Annotated in this window: 16 protein-coding genes; 5 read left to right on the forward strand and 11 right to left on the reverse strand. The window is 54.3% G+C overall.

Going from position 1 to position 22,510, the window contains the following annotated elements; all coding sequences use genetic code 11:
- The first annotated feature begins 47 nt into the window (after positions 1 to 47).
- The gene (locus DTL42_RS22595) at positions 48 to 593 is read left to right on the forward strand and encodes a hypothetical protein (protein WP_147274409.1); all 546 of its coding nucleotides are present in this window, start codon (positions 48 to 50) and stop codon (positions 591 to 593) included.
- Positions 594 to 640: 47 nt separating this feature from the next.
- Here the strand turns inward: DTL42_RS22595 and DTL42_RS22600 are convergent, their stop codons facing one another.
- From DTL42_RS22600 to DTL42_RS22630, 7 genes are all read right to left on the reverse strand, one after another.
- Entirely contained in the window at positions 641 to 1,045 is a 405-nt protein-coding gene (locus DTL42_RS22600) for a zinc ribbon domain-containing protein (protein ID WP_114372466.1), read from the reverse strand.
- Between the two features lie 80 nt (positions 1,046 to 1,125).
- Complete coding sequence (locus tag DTL42_RS22605) at positions 1,126 to 2,781, reverse strand: multiheme c-type cytochrome (protein ID WP_158545517.1); 1,656 nt, start codon at positions 2,779 to 2,781, stop codon at positions 1,126 to 1,128.
- Between the two features lie 98 nt (positions 2,782 to 2,879).
- Positions 2,880 to 4,058: a DUF1573 domain-containing protein gene (locus tag DTL42_RS22610; protein ID WP_114372470.1), complete on the reverse strand. Its 1,179-nt coding sequence runs from the start codon at positions 4,056 to 4,058 to the stop codon at positions 2,880 to 2,882.
- A gap of 99 nt (positions 4,059 to 4,157) precedes the next feature.
- Entirely contained in the window at positions 4,158 to 6,416 is a 2,259-nt protein-coding gene (locus DTL42_RS22615; protein WP_114372473.1) for an O-antigen ligase family protein, read from the reverse strand.
- Complete coding sequence (locus tag DTL42_RS22620; protein ID WP_114372936.1) at positions 6,417 to 7,583, reverse strand: MraY family glycosyltransferase; 1,167 nt, start codon at positions 7,581 to 7,583, stop codon at positions 6,417 to 6,419.
- Between the two features lie 123 nt (positions 7,584 to 7,706).
- The gene (locus tag DTL42_RS22625; protein ID WP_114372475.1) at positions 7,707 to 8,246 is read right to left on the reverse strand and encodes a DUF4416 family protein; all 540 of its coding nucleotides are present in this window, start codon (positions 8,244 to 8,246) and stop codon (positions 7,707 to 7,709) included.
- Positions 8,247 to 8,421: 175 nt separating this feature from the next.
- Positions 8,422 to 9,786 carry an outer membrane beta-barrel protein gene (locus DTL42_RS22630; RefSeq protein WP_114372477.1) on the reverse strand — a complete coding sequence of 455 codons (1,365 nt, stop codon included), beginning with the start codon at positions 9,784 to 9,786 and terminating at the stop codon, positions 8,422 to 8,424.
- Positions 9,787 to 10,349: 563 nt separating this feature from the next.
- Between DTL42_RS22630 and DTL42_RS22635 the strand changes: the two genes are divergently transcribed.
- Positions 10,350 to 11,447 carry a DUF1559 domain-containing protein gene (locus DTL42_RS22635; protein WP_114372938.1) on the forward strand — a complete coding sequence of 366 codons (1,098 nt, stop codon included), beginning with the start codon at positions 10,350 to 10,352 and terminating at the stop codon, positions 11,445 to 11,447.
- Positions 11,448 to 11,571: 124 nt separating this feature from the next.
- Here the strand turns inward: DTL42_RS22635 and proS are convergent, their stop codons facing one another.
- Positions 11,572 to 13,095: a proline--tRNA ligase gene (proS, locus tag DTL42_RS22640; RefSeq protein WP_114372479.1), complete on the reverse strand. Its 1,524-nt coding sequence runs from the start codon at positions 13,093 to 13,095 to the stop codon at positions 11,572 to 11,574.
- A gap of 397 nt (positions 13,096 to 13,492) precedes the next feature.
- On the opposite strand from proS, the gene DTL42_RS22645 reads away from it, so the two are divergent.
- From DTL42_RS22645 to DTL42_RS22655, 3 genes are all read left to right on the forward strand, one after another.
- Entirely contained in the window at positions 13,493 to 14,461 is a 969-nt protein-coding gene (locus DTL42_RS22645) for a 3'-5' exoribonuclease YhaM family protein (protein ID WP_114372481.1), read from the forward strand.
- Positions 14,462 to 14,686: 225 nt separating this feature from the next.
- On the forward strand, positions 14,687 to 17,041 hold the full coding sequence (gene rnr, locus DTL42_RS22650) for a ribonuclease R (RefSeq protein ID WP_114372484.1): 2,355 nt from the start codon (positions 14,687 to 14,689) through the stop codon (positions 17,039 to 17,041).
- A 206-nt stretch (positions 17,042 to 17,247) separates the two neighbouring features.
- Positions 17,248 to 17,610 (forward strand): hypothetical protein, encoded by a 363-nt coding sequence (locus tag DTL42_RS22655; protein WP_114372486.1) that lies wholly within the window; start codon positions 17,248 to 17,250, stop codon positions 17,608 to 17,610.
- 21 nt (positions 17,611 to 17,631) lie between these two features.
- On the opposite strand, the gene DTL42_RS22660 is transcribed toward DTL42_RS22655, so the two are convergent.
- The 3 genes from DTL42_RS22660 to DTL42_RS22670 form a co-directional block, all read right to left on the reverse strand.
- Positions 17,632 to 20,325: a tetratricopeptide repeat protein gene (locus DTL42_RS22660; protein ID WP_158545518.1), complete on the reverse strand. Its 2,694-nt coding sequence runs from the start codon at positions 20,323 to 20,325 to the stop codon at positions 17,632 to 17,634.
- A 252-nt stretch (positions 20,326 to 20,577) separates the two neighbouring features.
- A complete protein-coding gene (gene flhB, locus DTL42_RS22665) occupies positions 20,578 to 21,687 on the reverse strand; it encodes a flagellar biosynthesis protein FlhB (RefSeq protein WP_114372490.1) in 1,110 nt (369 codons plus the stop codon).
- Between the two features lie 3 nt (positions 21,688 to 21,690).
- Positions 21,691 to 22,491, reverse strand: a complete 801-nt coding sequence (locus DTL42_RS22670) for a flagellar biosynthetic protein FliR (protein WP_114372492.1) — start codon at positions 22,489 to 22,491, stop codon at positions 21,691 to 21,693.
- Between the last annotated feature and the right edge of the window lie 19 nt (positions 22,492 to 22,510).

Here is a 22,510-nt window from a genome sequence, read left to right on the forward strand (position 1 = left end):
CGTCTACTTCAGCACCACTGCCAGGCCTGCAATTAGATTCGCACCGCATGCAAGCCACCCTGAGCCGGATCGAACGTTTGGTTCAACGCTTTGGCGAACCGGATCTGTTCGAGGAAGAGCAACCCATTGGCACCGCGAGTTCCTCTGTATCTTCCTCTGCCCGCGAGAATTTGGCAGAACCGATCACCCCTGTCACAAGCTTTCCCTGGCTGGCTACGTTAAGCCTTGCCGCTGGTGTCATGCTTCTGGTCTGTGGCTGTTTCTTAATCGTCTGGAGCGTCATTGCTCGGCGGCCGGACTTGTTCAGCATTGGATTTCCGATCTCGGTTATCTCGCTGGCGTGCATGGCCCTGGCCGCATGTTTGTTTTTTCAAGACGCTTCCGGCAAACAAGCCGAAACGCAAAAGTGGCTGGCCGATGTTCAAAACCAATTAGGCGGCATCCGCCAGATTGCCGCCGACAGCCGGCATCCGCTCGGTTCGATCCCCGAACTACCAACGTCGGCCTCTTCCCCGGCGAACAACTCACTCGCTCAATCAGAAGAGCGGCTGAAAGAGATTCGACGTCGTCTAAACGAATCACGTTCTCGCTAGTTTTCTGGAGAGTCGTTGTCTCGTTTTCGCCTTCGGGTGACGACGGTTCAAAGAATCTTATCGAGAAAAAACAGCTTCTGCCCGATCCCTTCATAAACCGCTCCGACCTGGCAGACCGCATAAGCGGCCAGCGTAATCTGGGCGATGGTGGCTGCGGCGAAAGTAAACTGGCCAAGCGTCACTAGCCCCATGCCGAACTGGGCAATCGTAATCACGCCAAAGCCAAACTGCCCAATCGCAATAACACCGTTGGCCACCACGGGCGTACGATTGCGGCGATACTTAAACGAAATGTGAATCAGAGGCAAACCAAACAAAGTCGTCTTCGACTTATACTCGTAGCCGTAACCATCCCAATTGGGCTTAGCTGGCTCGGGAGCGCCGCACTGAGGGCAACTTCTCGCGGAAAAACTAACTTCGTTGCCACAATCTCGACAAGTTGTCGTCGCCATGGGAAATGCCGCCCAACAAGAAAGGTAAGGTCCCAACCACCCTACCAGTTTACCTTTCCATGAAACGCTTTCACAACGGATTAATGAGCGATCTGGTCCCAATACTTGTCGAACGCCCCTGGCACGTGGAAATCAGGGCTGTTGTCCAGATCGTGGCATTTGAGGCAGGTATCGCGGGCCTTATCCAAAGGAAGCTTCATTTGCTCGGTGAAAAGAGCCGTTTGCTCGGCAGTAAAGTTGCCGTCCCCATTTTGAGAGGCCACGTGAGCCGAGCCCGGCCCATGGCAGTTTTCGCACGAGACGTTGTGCATCTTGGGCGTTTCCTTTAGGCCTAAGTAGCCTGACTCGTACGGCAAATAGGTCGCAGGATTCCAGCCGGTAACGTGACAGGCTAAGCACTCAGGATCAAAGTGCCGCGAAACCTGGAAGCGTTCCGGAGGATGAACGAGCGTTTCGGTAGCATGGCTATGCTTCGAGCCCTTCCACACCTCGTAGGCGTCTTCGTGGCATTCGGCACATGATTGGGAACCAACAAACTTGTGCCCGCTGGGATGGGGCTGAGGGCGAATGCCAAGCCCGCTCAGACCAAGCGTTTCCAATTGCTGCTGATACGAAGCCAACAGCTTGAACATCTCATCTGAATCTTTGAAACGATCGTCCAGGGCTACACGTTCGTAACGGATTGGATTACGTGGATCGTTAAACAGGCCCACGACCCCCACGTACATTCCCTTGGTACCCACTTGAATCAAACGCGTTTGTGTGCCTTCAATCACTTCCGGCTTCAGTTCTGGTTCGCCAGCTCCGCCAGCGGTGACCACAAGTTGGAAACCAGGAAACTGCCGAGCGATTTCGCGGCTTTCGCTCAATGTTCCTTCACACAACAAAACGTACAAATCACAGTTCTCGGCCTTCAGCGCTTGCCAGCTTTCCTTCAAACCTTCGACCGGGTCCGAAAGGCCCACGTCGCTGTTTGAGATACGTTGTAGTTCTTTCTCGCACAGAACCCCAGTCACACCAATCTTCTTGCCCCCTGTTTCGATCACGCGATAACGTGGCGTGTAGTCGAGCAAGACGGCATTGCTGGAAAGAAACTTGATATTGTCGGGGTCTTCGGAAGCGACGGCGGCGAAAACTTCGTCAATCGAAAGTCGCAGGTCATCCGGCCCAAAGCCGATCGCGTCGTACTTCATCTTGCGCAGGCCTTCGGCGGTTGTCTGAAATTTGATTTCCGCCTGGCGACCGAAGCGGCGCACCTGATTACCGACATCTAAGGCCACAACGTCCCAGCCACGATCGTCTCGCAACTGATTGAGGAACGTTTGCCGACGCATCAGGCCCCCTTTTTGATTGGCCAAGCCGGTACAACCGCAAGGCTCGATGTAGCCATGCTGCTCGCCGGTGAGAAACAACGCCACGTCAGGCTTGGGCCACCCTTGAAACAATTCACGCTCGATGGCCACGGTACTGGTGCCGTTGCTAGGTTCTTCGTGCGCGACCTGGCGAACGTCTGTGGACGCGGCTTCCCCTGCGGCTGGCTTGGCTAACCGAGCCGCGTCGTCTTGCAGGGCAGGCAATTGACCTGGCTGCTGGTTCGCTGTGGTATGCGAAGAGGACTCGACTTGCGTATCCTCGGCTCGACTAACCGAAGCCGGTTTGGTTTCCGAGCAGCCCAGCACGCTCCCCAAGATGAAACATGCAGTGACGAGACCGACGGTCGAATTTCCAGAAACCATTCGCATTCTATCTGTGTGGGGTGGGAAGTTGGTACGGACAATGCATGGGCCGCCTGCGCAAAGCGGCCCATGATGAAGTGAGTATCCAATGCCAAACTCTACTCGACCGAGAAGTAAACGAAAATATCAACCTCTTTGATCTCGGGATGCCCTTCCACCGCTAGCACGATCTTGCCCAGCTTTTCTCGGCCTGGCCCCAGGTAGTTCCCCGCAGGAACCCCTTCGGGAACATCCAGCGTAATGGGGAACTTACGAACGTTGCCGTTGTTGATCGATTCTGGCTCGCCTACTTCCACCTTCATATAGTCTGGAATCGTTTGCTTAGGCTTGATTGAAACCTCGTTGCGGTGGGAACCTTTGACAATCAAGAAGAGCTTGGTGGAAATCCCTTGATCTTGCTTTAACTTGCCCAGGTAAAGCACCCCTTTGTCGCGATCGTACTTCTTAATCGCGATGACCGAGATATCGCCCACGACAAAGCTCACCACCGAGATATCAAGCTCTGGGGCGAACTCGCTGTTGGTGTCAACCACAATGCTATTACGATTGGTCCCCAAAGGCAGGCCAGGCTTGACCTCCAACTGCACCAGGTAGCCAGCCAAGGCCCCAGAAGAGCTTTCCAATTCTTCCGTCGTCAGCGGGCGCTGGGTCACGGTGAACAAATCGGCTCCGTCACCGGTCACCTTCAAATCGTTGATCTTAAAGTCGGCATCCTTGTACGACAAAACCTTGGTAGCCGCTTTACGCGTCTCGCCAGCAGCCATGTTCGAAAGCCGAATCTCCGAAGGTTCAAGGACGACGGCCTGAACCACCGAACCGGTGATCCGTAGTTCGAGCGTAGGCTTGCGTGGATCGTTCGTGGCAATGGTCGCCGTTTGAGCGAAGTCTTCTTGGTATGCCTTGGGACGCCATTCCAATTTGATCTCGGTTGTCTCACCAGGAGCAACCCTCAGAATGTCCCCTTCTTTCAAATCAGCCATGGTGCATTTGCAAGTCGTTCCTTCCATGGTCAATTCCAACTCTTGCTTCCCTTCGTTCTTCACGAAAAACGTATGTTTGCCGACCGAATTCAATTCCATTCGGCCAAACGCATAAACGCTTCCCCCCTCGACCACTGCCATGGGCGAGTCTTCTTTGATCTCGACATCTTTCCACATCAAAGATGGATCGGTGATCGCACCAAAATCATTGGGAGTGTTGATGTCCCGCACGGCGATTGCGTAACCAGCGGCAGAACCAACCAACAAACAAACCAGAAGCAAGACAATAGGTTTCATGGTTGTCAGGGGGGGAAGATAATGAAAGGGATAAGATTTGAAAACGAAATCGAGCTACGCGGAGGAAAGAAAATTGCCCCGTCCGCGCAGGGAATGGCTTCAGTCTTTTATTGTACGCAAATTTTCCATGACTTGTTTGGCAGAAAGTTCAGGATCGGGGGGAGGTAGCTCTTCGGTCGCCGCTTTGCCGACCGGGACATCATAAATCTTCAAGATCTCTAACCTCCGTTCTGCGTGAGGGTTGAGTTCATCCAAACGCAACGCCTCTTCTGCTTCCGTAGCACTTTCTTGCGGCATTCCCGCCAAATGCAATGCCCAGGCTAACTGAGCATGGTGAATCGCTCGATTGGGGTATAAGCGAACGGCTTCGCGATAATGGTCGATCGCTTCGAGCAAAAACTCGGGATTGCCCGATTGCCGATACATATCGAGAAACCAATTGCCGGTCGAAAAATGCAACGGAAAAGAGTGCCCAGCTCGATTGAACTCTTCGTCGAGCGCCTTTTCAAGTTTATCCAGCAATTGCTGCCTCGCCTCTGGCGGCGCGTCAGGGTTGTTCATCCAGCCTTGAAAGTAAACATTAGCCAACATCGCCGGCCCATCTTTGCTCCAAGGATCGGCCGAAGTCGCCGCTTGGGCATGCTGCTCCATCCGCAACCAATCTCCGCGTCGTGCCGCATCGGTTGCCAAAGCCATTTGCGTTTGCCGATCCGCAATCGGTTGAATTCCCCAGTAAGACACCACCCACAAAGCAGCTAGGCCGATCAATAACCCTGCGGCTTTCGGCTTGATGTCTTCCCAGACAACCACCGGCCGCGCAGGCAAGGCAATCGCGCACAACAAAAAGAGCGAGCCGCCCACACTGGGGAAGCTAATACCTCCGGCGGCCATCAAGTTAATCACCATCGCCGTAACGGCAATCACCAACCACAACCGTTGCTGCTGGACGATGGGGGATTGAACCAGCACGGCGGCCACCACCACTGCCGGAACCAAGCCGATCAGCAGTGGCGTGAAATCAAGCATCACTTCCTGCATGATCATCTGCAGAAAAGGAGCGACAAACGGCGCGATCAACGCACCGAGCCAAATCGGGCGATCCGAGCGTTCCGCCTCAACGGACACGTTTGCATCGCCTGAGGACTCCGCTTCTTCGGCCCCCCTGGCCTGACCAATCTGCCGTGCCCAAAGCACCATCGCGGCGAAAAACAATAAAATCGCTGGGGTGCCTACGGTCGACCAGATTTCGAACACAAAATTGTGCGGATCGGCAACCGTTTCGCTGGCCATCGGCAACATGAACTGGGGATAGTACCCCTGAAAATTGGCCAGCCCGCAACCGAAAATCGGATGATGCGCAATGATTTCAGCCGCCCCTTGCCAATACTGAAGTCGATACAAAACCGACATCGGGGCTTCGCTTAGCACTTCGACATCGAGCACACCGGTGACAAACGCCAGCATGAACAGCAGCAGAAACGCGCTCAAAGTAATCGCAGGAATCACCCACGAAATCCGTTTCCCGATCGACGAACCATAAAACCCGATCAAGCCAAGCCCAAACAAGACCGCTAACCATGACGTGCGGCTTTTGGTTAGGAGCAAGCAGATACCGACCAACATAATCACCAAGGTCAAACCGCCCACTCGCTTCCAATCGATGGATGCACCATACGAACACTTCAGCCAGCCAACCGCCAGCAAGAACCACGGCACTAGAAAGCCAGCCAACGAGTTGGTCAGCGTGAACGTTCCGGTCGGCTCGGTGCTGTTCAAACGAGACTCAAACAAGGTTCGTACCGGACTACCTTCGGTGGTGTCGATTCCGTTATCGATCAGAATCTGCTCAGGGTTCGCGCGGTAGGCGGCTTGGTTCGCGGGGATGATTTCTCGGTATTGATAAAGCGCATACGCGGAAATCAATACGGCCACGCACACCATCGACGTCAACAACGCGTGACGTTGCTGCGGAGTAATGATGCATTGGCGTATCAGAAAATAGCCCACCAGCAGTTGGGCATAATCCCAAAATCCGTTGAAAGCAGCCCGGAGGTTGATGTCGTCAGAGACCATCCAGGTCGACAGGGCCAGCCAGACCAGAAAAGCGGCCAAGCAGCTTTCGATCCACGTCCAGCGGACCTCAAGCTTCGGCTGCGCGATCGCGCGAACTCCCCATAACACAAGCAAAAAGCACCACGCAACTGCCAACCAAAGTTCGGCCCCTCGCTCGGGCGAGCCTTCGCTCGAGACCAGTGGCGCGGTCACCGCCAGAAACGCGATCCCACCAGCAATCACCTTGTCCAACAAATTAGGCTCGGGCGAGACGGGACGTTTTTCGCGTTTGTTTTTGGCGGCCATCTATTCGGTTCGATCCCGTTCTTTACGGCGTGCAGCTTGTTCGATCAGGGCAATCAAACAAAGCACGCAAAATACTAACAGCAAAACCAGAACAGCCCCAATCCCGTCGACACGATGCAGCAGCAACGCCCCCAATCCGCATGTTACCGTTAACAAATAAATCACCAGCACAGCAGTGGTCTTCGAGAAACCGATCTCGACCAGGCGATGCGAGAAGTGACACTTATCTGGCTGAAACGGACTGCGGCCTTGGCGAATTCGAATGTAAAGCACCGTCACCAGGTCGTACAACGGAACTGCCAAGATGCACAGTGGGGCCAAAATCGCATGCTGACGGTTCTCTTCGTAGCTACCAAAGGTCGCCAGAATGGTCATCACTGCCATGCAGAAACCAATCAAATAACTACCGGCGTCCCCCATAAAAATCTTAGCCGGGGGGCGATTGTGAAACAGAAAACCGAGAATCGACCCAGTCAGCACCAATAAGAAGCCACCAACAAACAATTGGGGGCCGGCCGTGATTGGGTCAGGTGCGAGAAGCAATACCGAGGCCAGCATAAATGAACCGATGCCCGCGATCCCCGCCGAGAGTCCGTCCATGTTGTCGAGCATGTTGAACGAGTTAATTAACGCGACAATCCAAAAAACGGTGACAATGTCAGGAATCACTGGAATATCGACGAAGAAACTAAGCTTCCAGCCCAGCCCCCACACAACCACGCCTGCCACAATAAATTGAATCGCAAGACGAATCTTCCAGCCCAGCCCCAGCAGGTCGTCCAACAAGCCAACCACAGCCAAAACGGTTGCTAACGCCAATAAAATCCAGAGAGAAACCGTCTTGGCCAAGTAGCCAGACAAGTGCGGCTGAGCGAACTGCCAGGCCTTCTCCAGCGGCGGCCAACCAAAGCTCAATTCGGGATGATTCGCCCCGTACCAAACCAGCAACTGGGCGAGAGCAAAGGGAACGACCAGCCCCAACCAAATTCCAATGCCCCCTCCTAGCGGAGTCGGAACGACGTGTACCTTTCGCGCGCCAGGCTGATCGACCAATCCCAGCCGAGGGGCTAAGCGTCTTATCACTGCGGTTGAAATCCCGGCGATAATCAGACCAGGCAGGATGGCCGCCAGAACAAAGACACACGCGATAAAGGGGCTCCAGGCCACGTAATTTCCCGTTTGATTAGGGGTTCGAGAAGCAGGCAGTAAAACCGCCATTCTATTTCAAGATCGGCACGAGCGAAGAGCCCAACCATTCCCCCGAGGAAATCCCCCGCCCGATTGGGGCGATTAAAGCGTTTGCAACGACTTTCGCAAATATTCACGGCAGCGATTGAAGAATTCGTGAAATTCAGCACGCTGGTAGTCAGGGTAGGTCCAAGGCCAGGCTTCCCAGACTTTGCGGCGGTAATGCAGAGTCACCTCGGCAAAGATGCCATCGCGGAGATATATCCGATGATCACGATCCTTCGTGGTCGCCAAAACGAGCTTCGCTTCCGAGATGTAGCCAGAGTCCAGATTCAACGGACGGGCGACGGGCCACGACTGCTCCTCGGCATGCTGTTGTTCCCATTGGTTCGTTTGCCGCTTCCAATCAGGCAGGTCTCCGGGAGATTGCAGATCGGCAAACGCCCAAAACTGCTTGCTCTGCCCAGGTCCCATCTCTTGGTCGTAATAGGTCGTTTCGGTCAACAGAAAAGGTTCGCTCTTGAGGGCGATCGCCCCCCAGCAACTTTCGGCCTGGGCTGCTCCCCATGCCAAAGATTCCGGATAGCAACTAAACGCAGCCACGATCCGCAGCACTGGCTTAGGCGTTGTCAGGTCTCCCAAATGAACTCTCCCACGGTTGAATCAAGTCGATCTAGCATTATGGCTGCAAGTCTCTTACGAGCGTCACGTTTCGTATCTCGCAATTGAAACCTTATTTTACAAGAAATAAAAAATGCCGCAGGCGTTGCCACCTGCGGCATTTTTGTAACTTTCGTCTTTCGACGTGCTTCAAGTCTTAGAACTTGAGGATCGCGTCGAAACCGGCGAACACACAATCGTCGTGTGTACCATCGGCGTACGGGGTAGCCGTATTGCCGTAGATGCCGTCGAACTTCTCGAAGCGAACTTCAGGACGAACAATCAGGTTCGCAGTTGGCTTCCAGTTCAAACCGACGGTCGTAGCGTAGTAGCTACCAGGACCGAAACCAACGCGAGCACCGTCTTCGTCGCAGAACCATTCAGCACGAACACCAGCACTCCAGCACTCGTTGATTTCCTTGAACAGGTACTGGTTCACGCCGTACCAGTAGTTGTTCGTAGCACCACCTGGCAGGTTCATTTGAACGCCCAAGTCATGCTGGAAAACGTAGCTCCATCCACAACCCATGTCGTGGGTCAGCACGAAGCTGTTCATGTAGATGTTGCCGTTGTTTTGGATGTTGCCACCACCGAGGTTGGTTTTACCCCAGTCGCCGGTGTTGACGGCCCAAGTAAACGTGGTGCTGTCAGACAGGTTGCGGCTGAAACCACCCAGGAACGTCGCTTGACCTTCCCAGTTGTCGAAAGCCGTGTCCCAACCGTTGGTGTAACCACCCCAAACCGTGGTATTTTCGATACCGTTGTAGGTAGCGAGAACACCACCGTGAGTAAACGGTTCGCCGTAGTTCATCGTGTAGGCGTGCGAGGTGAAGAAGTTGTCCGGAGCAGCAACCACTTCGTAACCAATGATGGTGAAGAAGTGACCAGCTTTGATTTCCCAGTCACCCCAAGCAGCGGTGAGGTAAGCCTGAGGAATCGCAGAACCGTACAACTGTTCTCCGTCAGAAGTCACAGCCGAATCCCAGCGGTTGTCCCAGCGATGACGAGCACCGTAACCGAAAGCCTGCGTATCAGGACCATCGGCACCGAACATGGCGTCAACGCGGTAACCTAAGTCGAAACAGTAGGTTTCAGCGTCAGCGACCTTTTCGGCGTACAACCAAGCTTGGTTGAGCGTCGGGGCGTTCGAGATCTGGCGGAAAGGAACCGGAGCATTACCGTTGTTGGTATAGACACCGCGGAAGTTACCGTAGTAACCACCTGAGAGCCAACCACCAATGGTCACGCCACAGTCGTTTTCACCGAATAAAGTCCAAGGATCGCCGTGGTCACAGCATCCAAACAGGCTAGAGCCGCTTCCGCAGCCACAACCATCTCCACAAGCCGAACCACAGGAAAGTACGTCGTCGCCACACACAGTGGCATCACCGCAATCCGATGCGATTGCGTTATAGCTCACGGGGCTGGCACCGTAGTATCCAGCTTCCTGAGCCGATGCAGCGGACGAACCGCCCACCATCATTGCGGCTGCCAACATGGCGGCCTTCCAATCCATTTTCATCGTTAAAATCCCTCCAATTCCCAGGAATTCGTGAGCGTCTTAGACGCGAATTACCCAACCCGCCGCTCAGTTGCCTAATCGCCCGTGTCCGTCGGAGCGGGTAAAAAAACTGACGCCGCCCAATCGCATCTCTTATTGATCAACTTGGTATCCGCCGGTTAGAGCAGCCCAAGGTGACCCATCGCCGCCAGAGATACGAAATGGCCTGCGTAGCGTTCGCAGCTAGTCCAGGTTTAATTGCTTTATCGATACAAGCATCGCTAGAATTCACAACGGAATCTTTGGGCCGGTAGCTTTGCCATACCGGCATTCTCAACCCATTTACCCCATTCATCCGTAAAGCCGGGCTCTAACACCCACCTTGCTATGGAAACCCCCTCACAGTGGCTACCACCCCCCGTATTTCCGATAAAGTTAGCTCGAAATTTGTACAACCCAACAAATCACTTGAGTTTTGGGCGCCTATAGGTAAGAATTGCGATTGGTAATGGAACATGCCAGCTTTCGCACCAAAACCACTTGTCTGTGCCGGCTCTCGTTTCGCCCGGAAGGTCTAACTAGTTATGAAACACTCTCTCCCACGCCCCACCGGCGTTCGTCGTGGCTTTACGCTTGTGGAACTCTTGGTCGTGATCGCGATCATCGGTATTTTGGTCGGGCTTACCCTTCCTGCCGTGCAAATGGCACGGGAAGCCGCACGCCGTGCTGAATGTCAGAACAATCTCAGCAATATTGGCTTGGCTCTCATCAACTTCGAGACGTCCAAAGGCTCGCTGCCTCCTGCCGTCGATCCGACCAACCTCGGCACAAAAGCTGCACCGGTGACGAATCACTTCACCTGGATTGCCAAGATCTTGCCGCAGATGGAACAAGGCAACATCTACGACAATTTCAATTTCAGCTATGCCGCTGAAGACACTGCCAGCTCTCAAAATTTCGCCTACCTTAAAAATCAGATTGAACTCTTGACCTGCCCCAGCGACCCAGAAAACGACGACCCTGATTCCGTCGGTGGCATTGGCATTACCAACTATGCTGGCAACGAAGGTTGGATTTCGCACATTCAAGGGCAACAGTGGAACGCTGGCTCAAATGACTCGGCCGACGGCACTTCCAACACACGTCCCCTTGGTTTTACGGCTAACAATACCAAGCCGCTCGATATGTCTGGTCCATTTTTGCCAGGTCGCTCGACCAAGCTGGCTAAAGTTCGTGACGGGCTATCCAACACCGTGTTTGTGGCAGAAGTAACTGGCGGTGGCTACACGCTGCCTAGCAATATCGATCGCACTGAATTCAATGCCAGCAAAACGAATTCGGGCGAACCTCGCTTCATTACCACCGGTAAAACACGCGCCGCCTTGATCGGCTACTACGGCGACACCGGCAAGAATCCAAATGCAAGCTCGCTGGGGCTCGGCTTGATGTATCAAGCAAACGGTTTCCAACCGCAGGGAGCTTCGGCTCAATTGTTTGCCCCAGTGTTTCAATCGTACTGGGCAATCAATAGTGACTGGGGTGGTGCTTCGACTGCGCACAGCACCATGCAGTGCGTGATGGGTGATCGCTCGGTCCGAGGCGTCAGCCTGACGATCGACAACACCGTCTGGAAGCAAATGTGTGCCATGAACGACGGTACCGTCATTCAGAACTCGAACTAGTGGCGGCACACGAAAGCAACTTCAGCTTTCGATTCCCAAACAAGATATAAAAAAAAGCGGGTGCGAATAATCGCACCCGCTTTTTTTGTTGATCATAGTGAAGCTTGAAATCGCTTCGCCTGTCTTAGTATGCCTTGGCAACCAGCATTCGGCGAGCCACCTCTTGCCCGGTGAACAGGCACTTACCAGGCTCATCCTCACCATCGAGAGGAATACAGCGGGCTGTTAGCTTCAACTTCTTCAGTTCTTCTTCCACTTCTGGCAGGTCAGCCAAATGGACATAGGCAAAGCCGCCGTGAATCTCTGGCTTATCACCACCCTTTTTGGGTGTAAACCACTTGGCGAGTTCTTCGACATTGTCGATCTTGCGCGAGTTCTCTTCGCGTAGCTGCTTGGCCTTCTCGAAGAGTCCGTCTTGGATCTCCTTCAGCGTGACGGCAATCTCGGTGACGAATTGCTCGACTGGAATCCCCTTCTTCTCTTTGGGGCCCTGGTCGCGACGCCCAACAAACACGCTGCCAGAAGCAACGTCACGCGGTCCCACTTCCACGCGGATCGGCACGCCCCGCTTGATGTGGTGCCAGGTCTTTTCGCCGCCACGCAGGTCACGATCGTCGATCATCACGCGGACTGCCGAGCTATCGTACATCTGGCCTTTCAGCTTCGCTTCCAGATCTTGGCAGTACGCCAAAACGGTCGCCTTCTCTTCGTCGTTACGGTAAATCGGCAAGATCACCACATGCCTGGGTGCCAAACGCGGAGGCAACACCAGCCCGTCGTCATCGCTATGGGTCATAATCAGCCCACCGACCAGCCGCGTGGAAACACCCCACGAGGTCGTCCAGGCAAACTCTTCGGTTCCTTCCGCCGACTGGAACTTGATTTCCTGCGCCTTCGAGAAGTTCTGTCCGAGGAAGTGCGAGGTGCCTGCTTGCAGTGCCTTGCGGTCTTGCATCATCGACTCGATGCTGACCGTCATGTCCGCCCCGGGGAACCGCTCCCAAGAAGGCTTTTCCCCTTTGATAACCGGCATTGCCATGTAGTTTTCGGCGAAGTCGGCATAGACGTCGAGCATGAGGCGGGTTTCAGCCAAGGCTTCTTCCTTGGTCGCGTGGGCCGTGTGCCCTTCCTGCCACAGAAACTCGGCCGTCCGCAGAAACATCCGCGTGCGCAATTCCCAGCGAACCACATTGGCCCACTGATTGATCAAGATCGGCAAATCACGGTAAGACTGAACCCATTTGGCGTACATTGCGCCGATGATCGTTTCGCTCGTAGGGCGCACGATCAACGGTTCGTCCAACTTGCCCGCCGGTACCAGCCCGCCATCCGGGCCAGGCTCTAAACGGTGATGCGTTACCACCGCGCACTCTTTAGCAAACCCCTCGACATGCTCGGCTTCCTTTTCCAGAAAGCTCATCGGGATAAACAAAGGGAAATAGGCGTTTTCGTGCCCCGTATCCTTAAACATGCCATCGAGGACGTGCTGCATGTTTTCCCAGATACCCCATCCCCAGGGTTTAATCACCATACACCCCCGAACGGGTGACACTTCAGCCAGATCGGCCGCTTTGATGACCTGTTGATACCATTCGGGATAGTCGACCTCTCGGGTCGGGGAAATCGCATTTTGCGGCGCTTTGGCCATGATTCTGCCTAAGTTGGGGTAACTTTAACTCGTCTAACAGTCTGTTGATTTTCTGCTTCGTGAGCGAGTGATTGAGATTGGAGCGAGTGCAAGGCGTGAATCCGCAGGCATATCCACAAGATATGTCGAGGAATTCACAACGCCGCAATCGGCCCAAGCTCAATAACGTAGCCGATCTGAGAAATTCAACAGGCTGTTAACTTCAGAGTCGCATTCTAAAAAAATCTCGATAGTGGGGACAGCCGAGGTAGCGATGTGGTTCTGGGTAACGTACAGCGTGGGTCCTTGTTGTAGTTTCAGGTGCCCTCTAGAATCGCACCGGCATCCCGACCGTGGGGGCGTATTGCAAATACGCAATACTACGAAGATCGATAAGATAATTGGAAAGATAACAGGAATGGCTCGAAGAAGCGTCTCGCAATTGGGAGAGAACGAAAGCGTCAACGAAATTTACATCGCCTCCAGCAAGCAATTACGTCCTAATCGCCAGGGCAATCTTTACTTGCAGATGCAATTGTCCGACAAAACCGGCATCGTCAACGCGATGATGTGGAACGCCAACGATTCCATCTACAAACGTTTCGAGGATGGCGATTACGTCCGCATTCAAGGAACTTCCCAGTTCTACAACGGTTCGATGCAGGTCATCGTTACCCAGGTCGAAAAAGTCGACCCAAGCCAAGTGGACGAATCCGATTTCATGCAGCTTGGGCCGCAACAGGTTGAAGAACTACTGAAAGATCTGGCCGTTCAACTACGTGCGATCCGCAATATTCACCTGCGTAACCTGGCTGAATGCTTCTTGATCGACGAGCCGCTGATTTCCCGTTTTCGCACGGTACCAGCCGGCATCAAAAACCATCACGCTTACGAAGGTGGCTTGCTGGAGCATGTCGTCAACCTGATTCAAATCGCCAAAGCAATCGCTCCTTTTTACCCTCAGGTCGATGAAGACTTGCTAGTGATGGGCGTTCTTTTCCACGATTTGGGCAAGGTCGACGAACTGAGCACCGACAAAGGGCTTGCCTACAGTGACGAAGGACAGCTGATCGGGCACCTGGTCAGTGGCGTAAGCATTGTCGATCGCCTGATCGTCGAAGCAGAAAAATTCTCCGGCGAACCTTTCCCGCCAGAGTTGGCCCTGCGTATCAAACACATGGTCGTCAGCCACCATGGCCGCCTGGAATATGGCAGCCCCAAAGTTCCGATGACCGCCGAAGCGTTGGCCCTGCACTATCTCGATAGCCTCGATGCCCATATGCACGGCTTCGACAAGCTCTTGGCCGACGACGCCAACTCGGATAGCAACTGGACGTCGTACAGCCCGCAGTTCGGTCGCAAGTTGTATAAGGGCTCTGGCAGCTAAACAGATCAAACCAGTTACCCTTCCAGCATCTCGGTGGCCCCTCTCGATTCAATTTCGCGAGGGGCCACTTTTTTATGCCCATTGGCGAAACGTCTTCCCGGGTCTCATCGATTTCCCCGTAATCTGCCCAATAAATCATTCCCTTCGTGATCTTGGCATAAAAATTGCCACTTCTGGCATTTCTGCCGATTGCCCCCCCATCGCGCCCATCGTACACTTTGGATTATGGAAATAGAAGAAATTGAAGCAAAGTTACTGTCTCACGTTAATCAACCGAATTACCAACCGGTCAAACCGAAAGTCATCGCCAAGAAGCTTGGCATTACCGACGACGACAAGCGACCTTTCAAACGTGCTCTGAAACGTCTCATTCGCAAAGGGTTGGTTCGCTACGGTTCCAACCATCTGGTCAAGAAACCTTCGGTCGAAGATGGCGATAAACGGATTACCGGTCGCTATCAACGCAATGCCAAGGGATTTGGCTTCGTCCGCCCGCAATATGCTGCGGCGTCGAAAGACAAGCAGGACGATATCTTCATCCCACCGCGACGTGGCATGGACGCGGCCACCGGCGACTTGGTGCTGATCCGCACTTACTTTGGACGCGGACCGAGCGGCGACAAACGCCTCTGCGGCGAAGTCGTCGAGATCGTCGAGCGCGAAACGCATCGTTTCGTTGGTACCTACCACGAAACACACGGCATGGCGTTGGTCCAAGTCGACGGTCGCATTTTCGCTCAGCCGATTTCGGTGGGCGATCCTGGCGCCAAGAACGCTCAGCCGGAAGACAAAGTCGTGATCGAAATGGTCCGCTTTCCTTCGCACGCCCACGATGGCGAGGCAGTCATTACCGAAGTCCTCGGTAAGCGTGGCGAGCCAGGCGTTGATCTCCTTTCGATCATCGTCGAATACGATCTTCCCCGCGAATTCCCTGAAGAAGCCCTGCAGGTCGCGCGTGATCAAGCCGATGCGTTCGACGAATCGATTCCCGCAGGTCGCCGCGACTTCACCGCCGACACGGTCATTACCATCGACCCTATCGATGCCCGCGACTTCGACGACGCAATCAGTTTGGAACGTTTAGAAAACGGCCACTGGGTCTTAGGTGTCCATATCGCCGATGTGTCGCACTTCGTCCCGGAAGGAAGTGCCCTGGACGATGAAGCCCGCAACCGAGCGACCAGCGTCTACTTGCCGGACAAAGTGATTCCGATGTTGCCGGAAACCATTAGCAACAACCTAGCCAGCTTGCAGCCCGACCGGGTTCGCTACACGCGGACGGCCATCATCGAGTTCACGCCGGAAGGTGCCCGCGTTCATACGGAAGTTTGCAAAGGAGCGATTCGCAGCAAACGCCGCTTCGCCTACGAAGAAGTCGACGAGTACCTCGCCGATCGCGAACCCTGGAAAGAAAAGCTGACGCCAGAGGTTCATGCCCTGCTGGGGCGTATGCACGAGTTGGCGATGATGCTTCGTCAGCGCCGGTTTGCCCGCGGTTCGATGGAACTGAGCATGCCGGAAGTCAAGCTCGATCTAAATACTGACGGTGAAGTGATTGGCGCTCACACGGTCGAAAACACCGAGAGCCACCAAATCATTGAAGAGTTTATGCTGGCCGCCAACGAAGCGGTCGCCGAAGCGCTAGTCGATCGCGAGCTCTTCTTCCTTCGCCGCGCCCACGCCTCGCCTGATCCGAAGAAGCTGGCCAACCTGACCGAGTTTGTCCGCGAGCTAGGAATCGAATGCGAAAGCCTCAATAGCCGCTTCGAGATTATCCGCGTGCTGAACGAAGTGAAGAACAAGCCGGAACAGGCCGCCGTTAATTACGCCGTGCTCCGCAGCATGCAGAAGGCCGTTTACAGCCCGGAAGAGATTGGTCACTACGCCCTGGCCAGCGACAACTATTGTCACTTCACGTCCCCCATTCGCCGCTACCCCGACCTGACCATCCACCGCATGTTCGACCTGATCGAACAAGGCGTCCGCCCACCGCAAGACTTCGGTCAGATGCAGGTCGAAGGAGAACATTGTAGCGAACGCGAACAACGAGCCGCCAATGCCGAGCGCGAGCTGATCAAGATCAAACTGCTCACCTACATGAGCACTCGCATCGGCGAGGAAGTCGACGCGGTCATTACCGGCGTCGAACCGTTCGGACTGTTCGTGCAATCGCTCGACATTCCTGCCGACGGGCTGGTCCGCATCGACTCGCTCAGTGACGACTATTATCACTACGATGCGACAACCCATAGCCTGGTCGGCAACCACGAAGGGAACTCGTTCCGCCTCGGCGACGTGGTCACCGTTCGTATCGCCCGGGTCGATCTCGATCGCCGGGAACTCGATTACCAATTCGTCGAGAAGACCGGACAGCAAAGCACCAAGCCTCCTGCCAAATCGCTTGGCGGAGGAGGTGGTGGTGGCCGCTGGAAGCCCAAAGTGCAAGGTTCGAGCACCAAGTTCTCAGCCCAATCAAGCCGCCCCAAAAAGAGCTCTGATCGCGGAAAAGCTAAATCACAAAAGGGAACGCCCCCCTCGAAGCCGAAAAAAGACAAACGCTCGAAACGCCGCGGTCGATAACCTGACCGCAGCCGTTTTACAGATTCGCTTAGACGGCGTCTTAAATCTTACGCCGTCTGCCAGGCTGGCGTTTGCGCAGCGTAACCCAGCAACACCCCGAGTTAACCGACAGACCGGCGGTTGATTTACGATGTTGATTTGCCATTCGTTAATTCTATTCCAGCGGCGGAATTGTTTTATCTCGCCAGTTTGACTTCGAAGCTCTCATGAAAAACGAACCTAACATCTTCTCCGATCCACCAGAAGAATCGGAAAGCCAGACTTCCGCCGGTTCTTCCAACCGCCATAGCGAGTTGAAAGAGGCGTACAACCTTGTTTCGGATACGGTCGTCGGCGTAAATGTCCGTAAGTCAGACAATGTTTTTCAGATGAAATTCACCTTCGTCGCCACCCTGATCGTGGCGATCATGGGTGCCGTTGCTACTGGGGCCAATCCTTCGTGGCAATTGCCCTGGTATGGTGGCGCTTTGATTGGCGGTTTCGCTGGGATGGTCCTGGGGGTCTTCGCCAGCGGTATCTTTTTGATGATCTATCGCGTCATTCGGCATGTGCATGGCCATCACGATTAGTCATCCCATAGAGGCCAGCGACTATTGCTCGGTTAGCTCCCCCTTACCAATCAGTTGCCAGTTCTCCTGATCGAACGACCAGAAAGCCTGGGTTGGTTCGATGCGGGTCCAAAGGCCTCGGTTGGGATCGAACAACTCGATGAATTCGCTCGTTCTGCGAACTTCTCGCAAGCTGGCCCAAAAGCGATCATTCTTGGTTGACTGCCATACCGGCGTTCTAGATCGAAGTTTTTTCAGCATTCCCGGCCGACCTTGCTCATCAGCGGGATAACTAAACTGCGTTCCGTTCAAGGCGTTCGGTTCGTCGCCGGAATAGCCCGGCGCATTCACGCGCGATAAAACCTCTAGTACTCTGGATGCCTGCTTCGCATCGTTCTTCATTTCCTGAGGGAATTGGCCCTTAACGATGGCAGCCAATGCGTCTTGTGCGTGGCTGGTTTCAGCAGCAGGCAAAATGTTGTAGTTGACGTTTTGGGTCAACAGCAGCAAAGCAGCTAGGGCCCGTTTTTGGGCCGGTTGGTTCTCGGTGGCCAAAACCGATGTCAATCCATCGAGCCACAACCGCACCCAGATGGGATTTGTGTATTGGACATAAAGGGCCTTGCGATCGACCGAATTACCTTGTTTGAGCTGGGCGACTTGCTCTTGAACGTGCTTGGTCAGCTCATTCCGTTCCACAATTGCCAAACGGCCAGGAAACTCGTTAATCGAAAACCAAGCCTTCCCGTCAGGCGATTGAAGGACTTGATCGGGGCTAATCCGCACCCGCGTGGCGTCCCGGATCGCTATCAATTCGATGTACTCTGGCGTTCGTTTGATTTCTCGATAATAGAACGTTCCCGATGTACTTTCTTGGTTGTATTTCAACCATTGATGGGGCTGGTTGTGCCGGCGGAAGCTTTGATCGCTGCCTAACGCGTCGGTCGCAAAGTTAACGCGATCGATCGTAAGACTTCCTGGCTCGCCGATGCTTTGGGTAGGATCATTCGCCTTCTGAAAAACATCCAGCAGAATGGCATCCGTACGGGCCTTTTCCCGTAGTGCTTCTGGCTCCTCGCTGGCGGCAATGGCGTTGAGCTGCGCGATCACTTCATCCGTTTCCTGCTTCGGTAACGGATAGGTATCCATTTGTTCGATAAAGACCCGAATGTACTTCAAGCGGTTTTCCAAGGTCGCTTCGCCAGGCTCTGCCAGCAGTTGAGCCAGTGCCGCTAACCACAGCTTCCCCCAGTCCTCGTGCTCATCGTTTAGCCGCAACCGAAACTTCGATCCAAATGGGGTTTCGCCTGAGCGGATCTTGGCAAATTGCTCGGTGATATTATTTTCGATTTCAGTCCGTTGCTGGTCATACTTGGAAGAATCCGAATTGCGTAGCGAACGTGTGGCGATCACTTTTCGATAGGCGATCATTTCCGCTCGCGCTTTTGCCGGTTCCCCCATCGCTTTGTAAAGGTCGGCCCGCATGGAGTAGAACTGCGGGTAGGTTGGTTGCAGCGCAGCGGCACCGTTGATATCGGCCATCGCCTCGTCAAACTGGCCTAATTTAATCCTAGCTTGGGCCCGATCCTGCAGCCACCGGCTTTCCTCAGGATCTAGCTCCATCAACTTCGTATAGCAAGCGGCGGCTTCTTCGTAGCGTTTCAATCTTCGATAGGCTTGCGCACGCATCTGCTGACCGTTGATGTTTTCGGGGTAGATTTCGAGGAAAACATTCCAATCGGCGATCGCTTCTTCATATTTTCGTAGGCCGTCGTACGCTTTGGCCCGCAACTCGATTCGTCCTTTTCTGGCGGGGGCGAATTCCATCCAGCGTTGGGCATCGGCCAGGGCTGGATCGTATTTTTGCTGCATCATGTAGATCTTCCAGCGCAGCAGTACCATGCACTCGAGGTCCGGGTGTTTGGTAAGCACGTAAGTCGCTTCTCGTTCAGCCTCTTCATAGCGTCCCAAAGCATGCAGGACTTCGGCGTAGCGATAGTGCGCTTTGTCCATTTCCGGATCAAGCTCTAAGACCTTTTTTAGATCATTGGCAGCAAGCTCTAAGCCCGGCTTGCCATAGTTGGCTCCGGAAACGACATAAGCACGGTTGTAGCGAGCCTGGACATGCTCAGGGGCTAGTTTGACTGCGTACGCAAAGCATTTGTACGCCTCTTCCAGCTTCCATTGCTCGCGGTAGATTTCTCCTAACGCAAAATAGGTCTCTACGTTTTTTGGCTCTAACTTGATGGCCTGCTTGGCGTCGGTCTCGGCCTTCTCGTTTTCGTTCATCTTCAGCCAAAGTCGGGCTCGCCGCAGCAAGATGCTCGCCGATTCCCCTTGGCGTTTGAGCACTTCGTTCAGGTCGCTTATCGCCGCTTCGCGTTTGTCGAGCTGTTCATAAAGCTCTGCCCGCCGTAGCCACAAGTTCACATCGTCAAGCGAAACTTGCAACTGATCGGTTACCGACTTCAACTCCTGTTGAAGCTCCTCTTCCTCTTGCTTGGCCTTCTGCTCGGCGATCCGTTTCTGGTTGGCCGCTTCCTTTTCTTCTGGGGCGCGTTCCTGGCGAATGGGATCGACGGGCCCAAACAACTTTTCAATCGGCGCGGTGGTCTCGAGGTCAGCCTCGCAGTTGGCACCAAGCACAACCGTGCAATCCACAAAGTTGGTGCCCCCCAGAAACAAACCCAGTAACAGCACAAACCCCAACGACGGCAGCCGTAGAAAATCACCCACCAGAGAAGACTCCCGAAGCATTTAAAGAGAGAGTAAAGGAAGTCCCCAAAGTAGCGGATTCTATCCTACGCAGCAAACAAAAAATGAGGCTTTAAATTGGAGCAACCTCCCCAGCGCGGCAAGATAGCCGCAGTAGCGAGACCAAGATTGCACTAAGGGCTTACCGCTGAATTCGGTTGAGATTCCTTCAAGCACTCCATACGCGAATACTTGGCTTTATAGCTCGGCTAACATCCCAAGCAAACGCTCCGACTAAGCCGCCCTACCCCGTTCGCGGTCGGCGCGTTCCAAGTCCGACATGGTTGGCATTTGTTTGCCTTGTAGTTCGTAAACATAACGCAGCACTTCGGCTACGGCAGCGTATCGTTCGGCAGGAATGGGTCGGCCTAGCTCCGCTTCGGCGTACAAGGCCCGGGCCAGTTCTTTGCGTTCGACCACCGGAATGTTGTTCTCTAGGGCCAAACGTCGAATACGCTGCGCAACCGAGCCGGCTCCTTTGGCCACCACTACCGGGGCAGACATTTCGTAGGGATCGTACTTCAAGGCAATCGCGAGTTCCGTGGGATTGGTCACGACCACGTCGGCCTTAGGGACATCGTTTGCCATCCGGCTCATGGCCAGTTGCCGAGCAACCTGGCGACGCCGAGCGGCGACCTGAGGATCACCCTGCATGTTTTTGATTTCCTCGCGAATCTCCTCCTTGGTCATCATCAGGTCTTGCTCAGCCTTCCACAATTGGTAGCCGTAGTCCAACAAAGCGAGAACCACCAGACAGATCGCAATTTTCATCGAGGTCCACAAGGCCGTGTCCAGCAAGTAACTGGCCACCTCAATGGTGCTCAGTGCGGCGAGCCCAAGAATTTCGTCCATCTCGTACCAGATGGTCACGCCAGCCACGATCGAAATGATCGCGACTTTGCCGATCCCGAAGATCAGCTTCATCAAGTTCGTTAATGAAAAGAGCCGTTTAAAACCAGATGCCGGATTCACCCGGTTCCAATCGAAGCCCAACTTATCTGGCAGAAACATCACGCCAGTCTGGGCCATGTTGATCACGATGCCGGCAATAAAAAGGACCAGCAATATCGGCGCCATCACCGTCGCCAACCGCCACACCACCAACGCGCTGTGATGGGTTGCCCACATTTGCGTGGGATTCAAAGGGGGCACAGTTCCCAGCTCGTCACGGGTAAGCTGCCCCAGAAAATCGATCAGGTCGCGGCCAAGATACATCAGCGCGCCCAAAGCGACGGTCAGCATGACTGCCGAGACCAAGTCCTGGCTCTTGGGAATCTGTCCCTTTTCCCGAGCCTGGTCGCGGCGATGCTGGGTTGCTTCTTCTGTTTTTTCCTGATCCGACATCGCTTAAGTCGCTACCGCCTCGATGGTATGAAACATCGACCGAATCTTGTCGACGGTTGGCTCGACCGAATCTTGAAAGATCCAAACCACGCTACCAATCGTCAGCATGATGAAGGCCATCAGCAGCATCGTGTTCATGCTGAAACCAATCGCCATCAAATTCAACTGCGGCAACGTGCGGCTGATCACGCCCATCACCAGCACGCCAATCAGCAGCGCCACCGTTCCAGGGGCAGCAGCTTGCACGCCGAGAACCAACGAGGTGGACAATGTTTCGCGAATGACCGACACAATGTTGACATCCACCGCCGCGATGCCTGGCGGGATCTCTGTAAACGTGTTTAGCAGCGCCGCCATCAGAAAACGATGTCCGCCAATCACGAGGAACACGGCCAATACTACCAAGTCGAAAATGATCGACAGCATTGGCACGTTGTCGTCGAACGCCGGGTTAAAGACATCGGCAATCGACAAACCACCGATCTGCCCTAACAGTTGCCCAGTGATCTGTACCCCAGCAAAAAGAATTTTGATTCCCAGTCCCAGCGACAAACCGATCAACAGTTCGCCCACCATCACTACCAGCAACGCTGCCGCATTGCCCGGCATGGGGAAGTCGTACTCCCAAAACACGGGTGTCAGCATCAACGAGATGGCGACCGCCAGAAAGGCTTTGATTCGCATCGGAGCATAGTTTGCCCCCAAGACCGGGGCGGTCGCGATCAAACCACCAACCCGCGTGACAATCGCCGCGAAGATCAGCAGTTGCTCAAGGGTTGGCTCCAGATAGCGAAGCAATTCCATCGCGTGGCTCTTCTTTCGG

It is taken from the genome of Bremerella cremea, from assembly GCF_003335505.1.
GTDB classification, from domain to species: domain Bacteria; phylum Planctomycetota; class Planctomycetia; order Pirellulales; family Pirellulaceae; genus Bremerella; species Bremerella cremea_A.

What these genes read in the sequence shown, in the direction of transcription:
- DTL42_RS22595 (WP_147274409.1), top strand. Translation starts at nt 48, where the DNA reads ATGCAAGCCACCCTGAGCCGGATCGAACGTTTGGTTCAACGCTTTGGC.
- DTL42_RS22600 (WP_114372466.1), bottom strand. Translation starts at nt 1,045, where the DNA reads ATGGCGACGACAACTTGTCGAGATTGTGGCAACGAAGTTAGTTTTTCC.
- DTL42_RS22605 (WP_158545517.1), bottom strand. Translation starts at nt 2,781, where the DNA reads ATGGTTTCTGGAAATTCGACCGTCGGTCTCGTCACTGCATGTTTCATC.
- DTL42_RS22610 (WP_114372470.1), bottom strand. Translation starts at nt 4,058, where the DNA reads ATGAAACCTATTGTCTTGCTTCTGGTTTGTTTGTTGGTTGGTTCTGCC.
- DTL42_RS22615 (WP_114372473.1), bottom strand. Translation starts at nt 6,416, where the DNA reads ATGGCCGCCAAAAACAAACGCGAAAAACGTCCCGTCTCGCCCGAGCCT.
- DTL42_RS22630 (WP_114372477.1), bottom strand. Translation starts at nt 9,786, where the DNA reads ATGAAAATGGATTGGAAGGCCGCCATGTTGGCAGCCGCAATGATGGTG.
- DTL42_RS22635 (WP_114372938.1), top strand. Translation starts at nt 10,350, where the DNA reads ATGAAACACTCTCTCCCACGCCCCACCGGCGTTCGTCGTGGCTTTACG.
- proS (WP_114372479.1), bottom strand. Translation starts at nt 13,095, where the DNA reads ATGGCCAAAGCGCCGCAAAATGCGATTTCCCCGACCCGAGAGGTCGAC.
- DTL42_RS22645 (WP_114372481.1), top strand. Translation starts at nt 13,493, where the DNA reads ATGGCTCGAAGAAGCGTCTCGCAATTGGGAGAGAACGAAAGCGTCAAC.
- rnr (WP_114372484.1), top strand. Translation starts at nt 14,687, where the DNA reads ATGGAAATAGAAGAAATTGAAGCAAAGTTACTGTCTCACGTTAATCAA.
- DTL42_RS22655 (WP_114372486.1), top strand. Translation starts at nt 17,248, where the DNA reads ATGAAAAACGAACCTAACATCTTCTCCGATCCACCAGAAGAATCGGAA.
- flhB (WP_114372490.1), bottom strand. Translation starts at nt 21,687, where the DNA reads ATGTCGGATCAGGAAAAAACAGAAGAAGCAACCCAGCATCGCCGCGAC.
- DTL42_RS22670 (WP_114372492.1), bottom strand. Translation starts at nt 22,491, where the DNA reads ATGGAATTGCTTCGCTATCTGGAGCCAACCCTTGAGCAACTGCTGATC.